The following is a 13,399-nucleotide window of genomic DNA, read 5'->3' on the forward strand; positions in this document are numbered from 1 at the left end:
TTCTACATCTTGAAACGTGACACCACCATTCGTAGCTCACCTGCCAACGTCGACAGCTCGTTGGCAGTGACGGCGTTATCTTCTATCTCTTCCCTGAGCGCTTCGCTCCCGTTGCGAATTTCGGTGACGTTACGGTTGATGTCTTCAGATACCGCATGCTGCTGTACAGCCGCACTGGCGATCTGGGTATTCATCCCGACAATCCGCTCGACACCCTCGTTGATTTCATCAAGGCTGGCCGCTGCCTGATCTGCAGAGGCAATACAATCCTGCGCCCGGTGCCTGCCGGCTTTCATTTGCTCCACCGCCGCGGTTGTTGCCAGTTGCAACTCCTGGATAATCCGGCGGATTTCTTCTGTCGAATTCTGCGTGCGTGAAGCCAGGGTCCGAACTTCATCAGCAACCACCGCGAAGCCACGGCCCTGCTCCCCTGCACGGGCAGCTTCGATGGCAGCATTCAGCGCCAACAGGTTGGTTTGATCGGCGATGTTGCGGATAACCTCGATCACGCCGCCGATTTCCTGGCTGTGCACGGCCAGCGCAGAGACCTTCTCGGCGCTGACTTCAACTTCACTGGCCAGTTCTTCAACGGTCAGTCGGGTGTCGCGCATGACTGCAAGACCTGTGCTTGACGCCTGGCTGGCTTGCTCGGCGGCACGTGCGGCGCCCTCGGTATTCTGCGCAACATCCGCAACACTCGCGGTCATTTCATTGATGGCCGTGGCAACCTGTTCGGTCTCACCCTGCTGGGAGGTCATTGAGTGTCTTGCTCGCTCGATTGACAATCCGAGGCGTTGAGCTGCGTCCGATACGGATTGTGAGCTTTGTTCAACCTGAGTCAGCGATGTGCTGAATGCCTGTGCCATATGGTTGAGGCCATTGCCAATGTCCGCCATCTCATCTTTGCCCTGCACTTTTGCGCGGGCCGTGAGATCGCCTTGCGCAATCAGTTGGGTAGCACTCAGCACGCTATCGATTGCCCGGCGCATGGAACTGTAGATCCCGCTGAATGCGTAGATCAGCAACAGCCCCATGAACGCCAAAGCGCCCAGAATCAGCATTCTTTCGCCTGACTTCTCTTCGATACGCTGATCCAGCAAAGCCGACAGAGAATCCTGCAGCATGTCCTGGGCCTTGTACAAATCGGCCACTACAGCGTTGCCTTTTGCTGGCAGGTCCTGCACGCCACTGATGGTGTCGCTGGTCGAAGCGATCAGCGAATCAAGGTCGTTACGGAAACTGTCCAGATTCACCAATGCGTTGGTCACAGGGAGTTGAATCCGGTCAGCCAGAGCGGGTTCCTTGCGACGCAACAGATTGAGGCTCTGTTGCAGTTCTATGCGGATCTGCGCTTCAAGCTTCAGCAGTGACTGCAGCGTAGAACGTGTGCCGTCAGTCAACGGTTGCCCGTTGCGCAGACCGCTGGACAAGCCCCGTAGTTGTCCCACTACGTTGATCTGGCGAGGTAGCCTGATTGTGCTCTGGTCGATCATGAACAGCGAAGCGTAATCCTCATCCAGGACCATGCCGGAAGTGGCAGAGACGAAATAGATGAAGTTCAGCGTCTGAACAAGCTGATCATTCCAGTCATCGAATGCCTTCCATGGGTTGGCACCCGGCCTGGCCTGATCGATGAGGCGCTGAGCCCCGGCGCGCAAACGTTGCACGCGGTCGCCGGTTTCCAGCGCCATATTGTATTGACGGTCAGTGGAATCAAGCTTTGAAAAAGCATCCAGCAGCTTCGCCTGGTTGGCCGAGAAATCAGCCTGGACCGTCGGATCGCCACTCAGCAAGCGGTTGGTAAGCGCACGTTGCATCATCGATAGGCGAAGTACCGGGGTGACGTCCATCAAATAGCGCTGGCCCACTTGTTCGGAATGCACCCCATCGATGCTCGCATTGATCTGGCTGACGATTCGGCCACCCAGCAGCGACAAGGGGATGAGGACTATTAATGCAAGCAAAGCGAATTTTGCGGGAAAACGTAAACGGCTGGACAGGTACACGGCAGGTGCAAGGATGTTCATGAAGATTCTCACAGCCCTGATGGGCAATATTTTCTTGATGGGGGTGAGAACGATCCGTTTCTCTAAACAATCAGGGACTTCTTTGGCCCCTTGAAGCGCACTTCGAACGATGATTTCACAAGCTAACTCAAATACTGGCTATGAGACATCATTCAGGTTACAGCTCCGACTCGCGGATTCTGTAAAAAGTTGCGCGGCTTGATTATGTTTCGGCTGAATTTCGATTTTTATTGATCTTTATCGACGAATGGCTATGTGCCACCTCGAATATCTACAATCAGGGTGCTGCTGCCCATGCGCGGGTGTATTAGGTAGAGCGCTGTTATACGCGCCGCAGCCTCATCAATTACTTTCATATCTTTTCTTTATAGAATGCCGATAACGAATAATATCAATATTCCAAAAAAGCATTTCCAACGCTTTTATTATGCAAATACTATCCAGTGCAGACGACATCGTTCCAGCTTTCACACCTTTCTATCAGGCCAACTCATCTGCACCCTCGCCACGGGCCAGTGCCAGTTCAATGGACACCGCCCGACATGACAACGACGCTCGCAGCAAGCGCTGCCAAAACGTTTCCGCTTTCAACACTCGCCGCCGCTCTGTTGCTCGGGGCATTCTCGCCAGTCGCCGAGGCCGCCGACGACGAATCCCGGCTCAGTACAGTGACAGTGATCTCCACCGGCGTACGCGGACAACAACGAACAGTGGCGGACAGCCCGGCGCCTATCGACATCATCAATAGTGAGCAGTTACTCAAGACCGGTCGCGCGGAGCTTTCGGAAGCCATCGCGAAACTGCTGCCCTCTTTCAACTTCGGCACCAACATTGCGGGCTATAACTCGGTCACACGGCCATTGAGCAACCGTAGCCTTGGCCCCGCCTACACACTGGTATTGGTCAACGGCAAGCGCCGCCACAATGGCGCAACAGGCCAGCGCGGTTCCATCGATAACAGCGGTGCCAACGCGGTGGATATCGACCTGATCCCGGTCAGTTCCGTGGACCACATCGAAGTGCTCAAGGACAGCGCCGCGGCACAGTACGGTTCCGATGCAGTCGCCGGGGTGATCAACATCATTCTTAAATCCGGTGATTCTGGCGGACACTATGAAACCACCTACGGCAAGCTGTTCTCCGGAGCCGGGGAAACCATCAAGATTGCTGGCGACCAGGGTTTCACCCTCGGTGAAGAAGGCTTTTTCCACTTTTCAGCCGACGCTCGCAAACGTGGCGAGGCGTCCTGGAACAACAAGGCTGACAGCAGCGTTCGCGCGTTCAGCGACCCGGTAAAAGAGGCGGCCTGGGATCGGGTCGCGATCAAAAACGGCGATCCGGATCTCAAGGCCTTCAACCTGGCCTACAACGCCGAACTGCCCCTGGAAGACCTGACGCTGTATTCCTTCACAACTTACGGTGAGCGTGACGCCGAGGCTGCCAATTACTTCCGCTTGCCCACCGGCACCGCAGCAGTACCGGAAGTATTCCCCGACGGTTACTACCCGCTGAACAACATCAAGGACACGGATTACCAGTTCCTGTTCGGTGGCAAGGGCGAAGTGGCTGACTGGAACTGGGACCTGAGCACCACTTACGGGCGCAACAACGTTCATCACTCCAGCGACCTGAATATCAACCCGTCACTGGGCACCGCGTCGCCCACCCGATTCGACAACCTGGCGACGTTTCGCTTTGAGCAATGGGTCAACAATCTGGACTTTACGCGTCGCTATGACAGCCTGTTCCAGCTGACCTCGCCGGTGCAGGTATCGGCAGGCCTGGAACATCGCTGGGAACGTTTCAGTACCTTTGCGGGGGATCCCGAGGCTTATATCACTGGCACCTATCCAGCTGCATCGGGCGCGCAAGCGGCAGTCACCATTCGCCCGGAGGATGAGGTCAACCTGATTCGCAATAACTATGCGGGTTACCTGGATCTGGGCTTTGATCTGACCGATCGCTGGTTTCTCGACGTTGCCGGGCGGGTTGAACATTACGACGATGATTCAGGCAACACCTTCGGCCTGAAGGTGAACTCCCGCTATGAACTGACAGACACGGTCGCCGTAAGAGGCACAGTCGGCACCGGTTTCCGGGCACCCTCCCTGACCCAGATCGGTTATACGGTTGCAGACAACCGGGTCGCCGTCGATGTGAACGGTAACGTGGTACCCGCCGTGACCCGGCTTACTCCGTCAGGCAGCAACCTGGCCAAAGCCTTGGGCGGCGATGATCTGAAGCCAGAAAAATCGCGCAACCTTGGCTTGGGTTTGACCTGGCAACCAGCACCACGCACTAGCGTCACGGCCGATGCCTACCTGATCGACATTGATGACCGCATTGCCCTGACCAGCAACATTTATGATCAGGGTAATGGCGTCATCAATGGCATTCTCGCCGCTCAAGGCGTTCCTTCGGGAACCTGGGTCAACTATTACACCAACGCGTTCGACACCCGCACACGCGGACTGGATATCGTTGCTGACCACACCACGGCATTGAATGGCTGGGGTGATGTGCGCTGGAGCCTGGGGTTCAACTGGAACAAGACCACTATCGAGGGCGTGACCGACACCCCCGCCGCGCTGGGCAGTTCGGGCGTAACCCTGGTCGGCCGGGACCGCGAAGGCGACCTGACCGAAGCCTCACCCAAAACCAAATGGATTCTGGGTGCCAACTGGAAAGTCGAAGACCTGGCGGTCAACCTGCAGACCAGCCGCTACGGGGCCGTCAAGACACTGGCCGTCAACCCAGGAGGCGACCGCAGCTTTGGTGCCAAATGGATTACCGATCTGGATATCAGCTACACCTTTATTGACCAACTGACGGTGAGCATTGGCGGCACCAACATCTTTGATGTGCGGCCGTCGAAAAACGCTGTGTACAGCAACCTTGGTCTGGCACCTTATGGCAACCCGCCGTTCTACCCGGGTGGCGGTTACTGGTACACCAAGCTGGCTTATGATTTTTAGTTGATTAGTGATACTGCGCTATTTATCTGCGAATGAGGATCTGTGGGAGCAGAGCTTGCTCGCGATAAGGCTGGAGGCGGTCCAAAGTGAATCGCGTCCAGCCTTATCGCGAGCAAGCTCTGCTCCCACAGGATTCTGCGCAACTCCGCAAACCATCGGATTATTACTGGCAGAGACATACTCAATATCATTCCGAATGATATTAACTTTTGTTTCATTCGATTCGTGCAATACAACCCTCAAGAACAGAATCCGCCCATCTTAATATTCCGGCGGACATTCCCATGGCTCAGAAATTCAATCAATTGCGCTTCCCTCTCGCCGCGTTGGCGTTGGTGGTGATCAGCGCTTGCGGCGGAGCACCTGAAGCGACGGTCGCGCCTGCTGCCGCTAAAGTCAGCGTGGCGAAAGTGCTGGAGCAACCCGTCAACGAATGGGATGAATTCACCGGACGCCTCGAAGCACCGGAAACTGTTGAAATCCGCCCGCGGGTTTCCGGCCAGATCGACTCAGTGGCTTTCACTGATGGCGCACTGGTCAAGAAAGGCGATGTGCTGTTCCAGATCGACCCTCGCCCTTTCCAGTCTGAAGTTCGCCGCCTCGAAGCTCAGCTGCAACAGGCTCGCGCTACTGCAAACCGCAGTGACAACGAGGCCCAGCGCGGCGAACGCCTGCGTACCAACAATGCCATTTCCGCCGAACTGGCCGACTCGCGTACCACCACCGCACAGGAAGCCCGCGCCGGGGTAGCCGCCATTCAGGCGCAACTGGATCTGGCAAAACTGAACCTGAGTTTTACCCGCGTGACATCGCCGATCAGTGGCCGTGTCAGCCGCGCCGAAATCACTGCCGGTAACATCGTCACCGCTGATGTCACCCCGCTGACCAGTGTGGTTTCCACCGACAAGGTCTACGCCTACTTCGACGCTGACGAGCGTGTCTTCCTTAAATACACCGAGCTGGCGCGCAAAGGCCAACGTGGCCAGGCCACCCCGGTGTACTTGGGTCTTTCCAATGAAGTGGGTAACCCGCATCAGGGCCAGATGAACTTTGTCGACAACCAGGTCAACCCGCGGACCGGCACCATTCGTGGTCGCGCTGTGTTCGACAACAGCGATGGCAGCTTCACTCCAGGCCTGTACGCACGGGTCAAGCTGGTGGGCAGCGGCGTTTACTCAGCGGTGCTGATCAATGACGAAGCGGTGGGCACCGACCTCGGCAAGAAATTCGTACTGGTCATGGGTCAGGACAACAAGCCGACGTATCGCACAGTCGAACTGGGTCCGAAAGTCGAAGGCCTGCGAATCGTACGCAGCGGCCTGAGCAAAGACGACACCATCGTGGTCAAGGGCCTGCAACGCGTCCGTCCCGGTCAACCGGTCACACCGGAAGAGACCCCGATGGCCAGCGCCGAGACGCTCGCTGCACTGCTCAAACAACGCCAGGCTCTGGAAGCCAGCAACCTGCCGCAAGTGAAGCCTAAAGCACCTGAAAAAGTTGCCGGCATCTCCGCGCCACGCGGTTAAGGGAAACCACTGATGAACTTCTCTCAATTCTTTATTTCGCGTCCGATCTTCGCGGCAGTACTGTCGCTGTTGATTCTGATCGCAGGCTCCATCTCGCTGTTCCAGTTGCCGATCAGTGAATACCCCGAAGTTGTGCCACCTACCGTCGTCGTTCGCGCCAACTTCCCGGGCGCCAACCCAAAGGTCATCGGCGAAACCGTAGCCGCTCCGCTGGAACAGGCCATCACCGGCGTCGAGAACATGCTGTACATGTCCTCGCAATCCACCGCTGACGGCAAGATCACCCTGACCATCACTTTCGCACTGGGCACTGACCTGGACAACGCGCAGGTACAGGTTCAGAACCGGGTCACCCGGACCGAACCGAAACTGCCTGAAGAAGTGACGCGCATCGGTATCACCGTGGACAAGGCGTCGCCCGATCTGACGATGGTGGTCCACCTGACCTCGCCGGATAAACGCTACGACATGCTGTACCTGTCCAACTACGCGATCCTTAACATCAAGGATGAGCTGGCGCGCCTTGGCGGTGTCGGTGACGTGCAGTTGTTTGGTATGGGCGACTATTCGCTGCGGGTCTGGCTGGATCCAAACAAGACCGCCTCGCGCAATCTGACCGCGACCGACGTTGTGAACGCTATTCGCGAGCAGAACCGTCAGGTCGCTGCGGGTCAGTTGGGCGCGCCGCCCTCGCCTAGTGCTACCAGCTTCCAGATGTCGGTCAACACCCAGGGCCGCCTGGTCAGCGAAGAAGAATTCGAAAACATCGTGATTCGCTCCGGAGCTGACGGCGAGATCACTCGTCTGCGCGATGTCGCCCGTGTCGAGCTGGGTTCCAACCAGTACGCCTTGCGCTCATTGCTTGATAACCAGCCTGCAGTGGCGATCCCGATCTTCCAGCGCCCTGGCTCCAACGCCATCGACATCTCCAACGAAGTTCGGGCGAAGATGACGGAGCTGAAACAGAACTTCCCGGAAGGCATGGATTTCAGCATCGTTTACGACCCGACAATCTTTGTTCGCGGCTCGATTGAAGCGGTTATTCATACGCTGTTCGAAGCGTTGATCCTGGTTGTGCTGGTGGTCATCCTGTTCTTGCAAACCTGGCGGGCCTCGATCATTCCATTGGCAGCTGTGCCAGTGTCATTGATCGGTACATTCGCCGTCATGCACATGTTCGGCTTCTCGCTCAACGCGCTATCGCTTTTCGGACTCGTGCTGGCCATCGGTATCGTGGTCGACGACGCCATCGTAGTAGTGGAAAACGTCGAACGGAACATCGGACTCGGACTGAACCCCGTTGAAGCCACCAAACGGGCCATGAAAGAAGTGACAGGACCCATCATCGCCACGGCGCTGGTGCTCTGTGCGGTATTCATCCCGGCTGCGTTCATCTCCGGATTGACGGGGCAGTTTTACAAACAGTTTGCCCTGACGATCGCGATTTCCACGGTGATTTCGGCCTTCAACTCGCTGACCCTTTCACCGGCGTTGTCCGCCGTGTTGCTCAAGGCTCACGACGCGCCCAAGGATCGCTTCTCACGTGGCCTCGACAAAATGTTCGGGAGTTGGCTGTTCCGCCCGTTCAACCGTGTGTTTGAACGCGCCAGTAATAGCTACGTGGGGATTGTCGGGCGTGTAATTCGCAGCAGCGGCATTGCACTGGTGCTGTACGGCGGCCTGATGGTGCTGACTTACTTCGGTTTCGCCACCACACCGACCGGTTTCGTACCGCCGCAGGACAAACAGTACCTGGTAGCTTTCGCCCAGTTGCCGGACGCTGCCAGCCTGGACCGTACCGAAGACGTCATCAAACGCATGTCCGACATCGCCCTCAAGCAGGACGGCGTGGAAAGTGCGGTAGCGTTCCCGGGCCTGTCCATCAACGGCTTCACCAACAGCCCGAACGCTGGCATCGTGTTCGTGACCCTAAAACCTTTTGAGGATCGCAAAGACGCCAGCCTTTCGGCAGGCGCCATCGCGGGTGCACTGAACGGCAAGTTCGGCGAAATTCAGGATGCCTACATGGCGATCTTCCCGCCGCCACCCGTACAAGGTCTGGGCACCATCGGCGGCTTCCGCCTGCAGATCGAAGACCGTGGCAACCTGGGTTACGACGAGCTCTATAAAGAGACGATGAACATCATCGCCAAGAGCCACAGCGTGCCGGAACTGGCCGGGCTGTTCACCAGTTACACCGTGAACGTACCGCAGGTCGATGCTGCCATCGACCGTGAAAAAGCCAAGACCCACGGCGTGGCGATCAGCGATATCTTCGACACGCTGCAGGTTTACCTGGGCTCGCTGTACGCCAACGATTTCAACCGTTTCGGCCGTACTTATCAGGTCAACGTTCAGGCTGAACAACAGTTCCGCCAGGACGCCGATCAGATTGGTCAGCTCAAGGTGCGCAACAATCTGGGCGAAATGATTCCGCTGGCGACCTTCATCAAGGTCAGCGACACCGCTGGGCCGGATCGGGTCATGCACTACAACGGCTTCATCACCGCAGAAATCAACGGCGCTGCGGCTCCAGGATACAGCTCGGGTCAGGCTCAGGCCGCTGTGGAAAAACTGCTCAAGGACGAACTGCCTAACGGCATGACCTACGAGTGGACCGAGATCACGTATCAGCAAATCCTGTCCGGCAATACCGCGCTGTTGGTCTTCCCGCTGTGCGTACTGTTGGCCTTCCTGGTACTGGCTGCTCAGTACGAAAGCTGGAGCCTGCCACTGGCGGTGATCCTGATCGTACCGATGACACTGCTGTCGGCCATCACCGGGGTGATTCTGTCGGGTAGCGATAACAACATCTTTACCCAGATCGGACTGATTGTTCTGGTGGGACTGGCCTGTAAGAACGCGATTCTTATCGTCGAGTTCGCCAAGGACAAGCAAACCGAAGGCATGTCGCCGCTGGAAGCCGTACTGGAAGCGTGCCGCCTGCGTCTGCGTCCGATTCTGATGACCTCCTTCGCGTTCATCATGGGGGTTGTGCCTCTGGTGTTCTCCAGCGGTGCCGGTGCAGAAATGCGTCATGCCATGGGTGTTGCGGTGTTCTCGGGGATGCTCGGGGTCACCTTCTTCGGCCTGCTGCTGACGCCGGTGTTCTACGTGCTGATTCGTAACTATGTCGAGCGCAAAGAGGCCCGCAAGGCGGCCAAGGTACAGCGCCTGCAAAACCTGAACCCGGAGGCGCACTGATGAATTCGTTAAAGTTGTTCATGCCCAGTCTGCTGGTTCTGGCGCTGGCAGCCTGCGCTGTCGGCCCTGACTACAAGGCTCCCGACACCACCGCTGCCAAGGTCGCTTCGGCGACCCAGGACAAGTTTGACCGCAGTCATCAGGAAACCATCTGGTGGCAGCAGTTTGAAGATCCAACCCTGAACCAGTTGGTCGCCAAATCGTTGAATGACAACCGCGAACTGCGCGTCGCCTTCGCCCGCCTCAAAGCGGCTAGAGCAATTCGCGACGACGTCAGCAATGACGCCATGCCCGTGGTCACCAGCCGGGTCAGCAGTGACCTGGGCAAAGGCCAGCAGCCGGGCATCACTGAACGCCGGGTCAGCAGTGAACGTTACGATCTGGGCCTGGACATGGCCTGGGAGCTCGATTTGTTCGGCCGTATTCAGCGCGAGCTGGAAGCCAGCGAAGCCGATCAGGACGTTGCCGAAGCCAATCTGTACCAGCTTCAAGTCACGCTGACGGCCGAAGTGGTCGACGCCTATGGCCAGTTGCGTGGTGCGCAATTGCGTGAGGCCATTGCTCGGGAAAACCTGAAAAACCAGCAGGAATCCCGAGGCGTTACGGCCCAACTGCGCGACGCCGGGGTAGGCAACGAGCTGGATGTCATGCGTGCCGATGCGCGTCTTGCCGCCGTCGAAGCATCGGTTCCGCAATTACAAGCCGAACAGGTGCGTCAGCGTAACCGCATTGCAACGTTGCTGGGTGAGCGTCCGGAAAGCCTGAGTGTCGACCTGAGCCCGGCGAAACTGCCGGCGATTGCCAAGGCGCTGCCTATTGGTGACCCGACGCAGGTGTTGCGTCAGCGCCCGGACATTCGCGCCGCTGAACGTCAGCTGGCCTCCTCCACTGCGCGTATTGGTGTGGCGACGGCTGATTTGTTCCCGCGCGTCAGCCTGAGTGGTTTTCTGGGTTTCACCGCTGGCCGGGGATCGCAAATCGGTTCGTCAGCCGCCAGAGCCTGGTCGCTGGGGCCAAGCATTTCCTGGGCTGCGTTTGATCTGGGGAGCGTGCGGGCACGGATTCGTGGCGCTGATGCTGATGCTGAAGGTGCGTTGGCGAACTATGAGCAGCAGGTTCTGTTGGCGCTGGAAGAATCGGAAAATGCATTTAGCGACTATGACAAACGTCAGCAACGCCTGGTCTCGTTGATTCGTCAAAGTGAATCCAGTCGCGCTGCGGCTAATCTAGCCTCGATTCAGTATCGCGAAGGCACCGCAGACTTCCTGGTGCTGCTGGACGCAGAACGCGAGCGTCTGGCGGCCGAGGACTCGCAGGCTCAGGCTGAGATTGAGCTGTATCACGGCATTGTCGCTATCTATAAAGCACTGGGCGGAGGCTGGCAGCCACAGGCTTGATGGATTGAATGCTTAAACCAAGAAGCCCCGCTCCTTTTGGACTGCGGGGCTTTTTGGTGTCTGGCGTTTGGTTATTCTTGGGTACATATCCGTTACTGCGTTATTGGCTTCTATTGGTTGCGCCCTTACGGCGCCTCACTTTTGATAGAGCGCAAAAGTAAGCAAAACGCTCTTGCCCCACCACTCGGTCCCTCGCCTAGGCTCGGGATGCCCGCCCGCAGATCCTGAACCGTGGGCCGCCGCAACGGGCCATCCATGGCCCAATGCGGCTAACCCGGCATCCTTGCCGGGTTGCCCACGGTTCAGGATCTGCGGCGGCCAGCGTGGTTTCACGGGGCGCCTAAGATCAAAATCAAAAGCGCGGCGGCCTGATAGCCGACCTGATGTTGGACTTTACCGCTGTTTTGTAGGAGCTGCCGAAGGCTGCGAAGCGGTGTGCCAGACGAGGATTGTGTTGGATGGGCTGACGTCTCGCGAACAAGTTCGCTCCTACCGTTCCGGGGTGAAACACGGTCCGGGGCGTTACCGCTGTTTTCGCTCTGCTTTTGATCTGCTTTTGATTTTGATCTTAGGCGCCCCGTTAAACCACGCCGGCCGGAATTCGATATTGCTGTGTGGGGCAAACCGGCAGGGATGCCGGTTTAGCCGCCTCAGGCCATGGATGGCCGGTGGCGGCGGCCCCACGCAGCAATGTCGGATTACGGGTATGCCGAGCGACAGCGAGGCACCCAGTGGTGGGGCAAGAGCGTTTTGGTTACTTTTGCGCTTCTCAAAAGTGACGCGCTGTAAAAGCGCAACCAATAGCTGCCGTGACTGCGATAACGGATATGTACACATAATGGAGAGCTATCGATACCCATCACTCAACATACACCGTTTGACACCAAGCCATCCCTCCACGAAGCTGCAAGCCGTAAAGAAATGGATATCGGTATTCTCATGCCTGTTCGAGGCTTTTTTTCAAAAACATCGGCCCGCCGCCGCATAGCACTAATCGCCGGATTAATTCTGATCGCGCTGATCGGCGTCGTTTACCTGACACGCCAATGGTCCGTCCCGCCTGCTCCCCCGGTGCTCAGCCAGACTTACGGCGAAGCCCTGGAACTGGCGCATAACGGAAAACCTGGCGCTGCAAGGGTCCTCTACCAACACCTTGCACGCAACGACCTCTCCGACATTCGTCGCGCCAGCCTGCTGGCCGAACTCGCCAACTACCCGAGCCCCCAGGCACTTAAACTGCTGGATGCCGCCCTGCAGAGCGATTCGGTCCTCATCCGTCAGGCAGCGATTGAAGTCACCACAAAAATGCTCCCCGACGGCAAGCGCAGTATCTTGCTGGGGCCATTGCTTGAAGACCCCGAGGCGGCGGTTCGTCTGGCTGCGACCATGGCCCTGCTCGACTTGTCTCCCGACGAACTCGGCCTGTACTTCGCAGCCTTGCAACATAGCGTCGACCTCTGCACCGCCAGCCTCAAAGCGCAGCCCGCCACGGGCACGAACCAACTGCAACTGGCTCGTTTACTGACACACAGCGGTGAAAAGACTACTGCGCTCTCAGTGTTGAAGGCCGCAATGGACGCCGAGCCGAAAAATCTGGATGTGGCCATTGCCTACCTCGATCAACTCGACCAGCAAGGGCAAGCCGAGCGCGCACGTCAGTTGCTTGCACAACTACTGGCGCAACACCCGCACTCCTCAAGGCTTCAGCATGCCTTGGGTATGTGGCTGCTGGTGCACGACCAAACCGAATATGCCTTGCTGGCACTGGCCAAGGCTGTTGAGCTGGAACCTGACAACACCGACTATCGCTACGATCTGGCCGTGGCGCTTCACGACCTGGAACAGGTAGAGGCAGCACAGAAACAATTGGCTGAAATCCTCCAGCGTCAGCCAGCCAACCGCAAGGCACGGATTTTATTGATTCGATACTGGAAGGAAACCGGACAATTGCAAAACGTTCAGGTACTGCAAGCCGGGCTTGAACAGCAGAACCCCGACGACCCCGCGCTGCAGCAGGGGCTATAGCAGAAACTGTCGCCTCGAGACCCGTTTTGACGATAAAGCCGGTCTATTTCTGTGGCCGTCTAATATCAGAAATAACTTACAGCCGACTTCATCAGATAAGACAACATGAGTAGCGTCGCGACCAACTGTAATCATCCATTCGCCTGGTTAATCGCATCAAAACTATTTTCTAAGTCAAAAAAAAAGTGCATGATTTACCCGCTACAGATTACAACTACCTTTTTTCATCAAAACGAAAGCGACAG

The 13,399-nt window shown here is 57.3% G+C and carries 6 protein-coding genes; 5 read left to right on the forward strand and 1 reads right to left on the reverse strand.

The genetic code is table 11. The features are described from left to right. Window positions 1-2 precede the first annotated feature (2 nt). Window positions 3-2,027 carry a methyl-accepting chemotaxis protein gene (locus tag K3169_RS16465; protein ID WP_231674640.1) on the reverse strand — a complete coding sequence of 675 codons (2,025 nt, stop codon included), beginning with the start codon at window positions 2,025-2,027 and terminating at the stop codon, window positions 3-5. A gap of 542 nt (window positions 2,028-2,569) precedes the next feature. Between K3169_RS16465 and K3169_RS16470 the strand changes: the two genes are divergently transcribed. From K3169_RS16470 to K3169_RS16490, 5 genes are all read left to right on the forward strand, one after another. After that, window positions 2,570-5,002, forward strand: a complete 2,433-nt coding sequence (locus tag K3169_RS16470) for a TonB-dependent receptor plug domain-containing protein (RefSeq protein WP_231674641.1) — start codon at window positions 2,570-2,572, stop codon at window positions 5,000-5,002. A 284-nt stretch (window positions 5,003-5,286) separates the two neighbouring features. Beyond that, window positions 5,287-6,528, forward strand: a complete 1,242-nt coding sequence (gene mexE, locus K3169_RS16475) for a multidrug efflux RND transporter periplasmic adaptor subunit MexE (RefSeq protein ID WP_027898638.1) — start codon at window positions 5,287-5,289, stop codon at window positions 6,526-6,528. A 12-nt stretch (window positions 6,529-6,540) separates the two neighbouring features. Continuing rightward, window positions 6,541-9,732, forward strand: a complete 3,192-nt coding sequence (locus K3169_RS16480; protein ID WP_263267182.1) for an efflux RND transporter permease subunit — start codon at window positions 6,541-6,543, stop codon at window positions 9,730-9,732. Further along, entirely contained in the window at window positions 9,732-11,129 is a 1,398-nt protein-coding gene (locus K3169_RS16485) for an efflux transporter outer membrane subunit (protein ID WP_122396476.1), read from the forward strand. Before K3169_RS16480 ends, K3169_RS16485 begins: the two co-directional genes overlap by 1 nt. Before the next feature lie 921 nt (window positions 11,130-12,050). Further along, the gene (locus K3169_RS16490) at window positions 12,051-13,154 is read left to right on the forward strand and encodes a tetratricopeptide repeat protein (protein ID WP_263267183.1); all 1,104 of its coding nucleotides are present in this window, start codon (window positions 12,051-12,053) and stop codon (window positions 13,152-13,154) included. The last annotated feature ends 245 nt before the right edge of the window (window positions 13,155-13,399 follow it).

Origin of the sequence: Pseudomonas phytophila, assembly GCF_025643095.1 — a bacterium.
Classification (GTDB): domain Bacteria; phylum Pseudomonadota; class Gammaproteobacteria; order Pseudomonadales; family Pseudomonadaceae; genus Aquipseudomonas; species Aquipseudomonas quasicaspiana.

What these genes read in the sequence shown, in the direction of transcription:
- K3169_RS16485 (WP_122396476.1), top strand. Translation starts at nt 9,732, where the DNA reads ATGAATTCGTTAAAGTTGTTCATGCCCAGTCTGCTGGTTCTGGCGCTG.
- mexE (WP_027898638.1), top strand. Translation starts at nt 5,287, where the DNA reads ATGGCTCAGAAATTCAATCAATTGCGCTTCCCTCTCGCCGCGTTGGCG.
- K3169_RS16470 (WP_231674641.1), top strand. Translation starts at nt 2,570, where the DNA reads ATGACAACGACGCTCGCAGCAAGCGCTGCCAAAACGTTTCCGCTTTCA.
- K3169_RS16480 (WP_263267182.1), top strand. Translation starts at nt 6,541, where the DNA reads ATGAACTTCTCTCAATTCTTTATTTCGCGTCCGATCTTCGCGGCAGTA.
- K3169_RS16490 (WP_263267183.1), top strand. Translation starts at nt 12,051, where the DNA reads ATGGATATCGGTATTCTCATGCCTGTTCGAGGCTTTTTTTCAAAAACA.
- K3169_RS16465 (WP_231674640.1), bottom strand. Translation starts at nt 2,027, where the DNA reads ATGAACATCCTTGCACCTGCCGTGTACCTGTCCAGCCGTTTACGTTTT.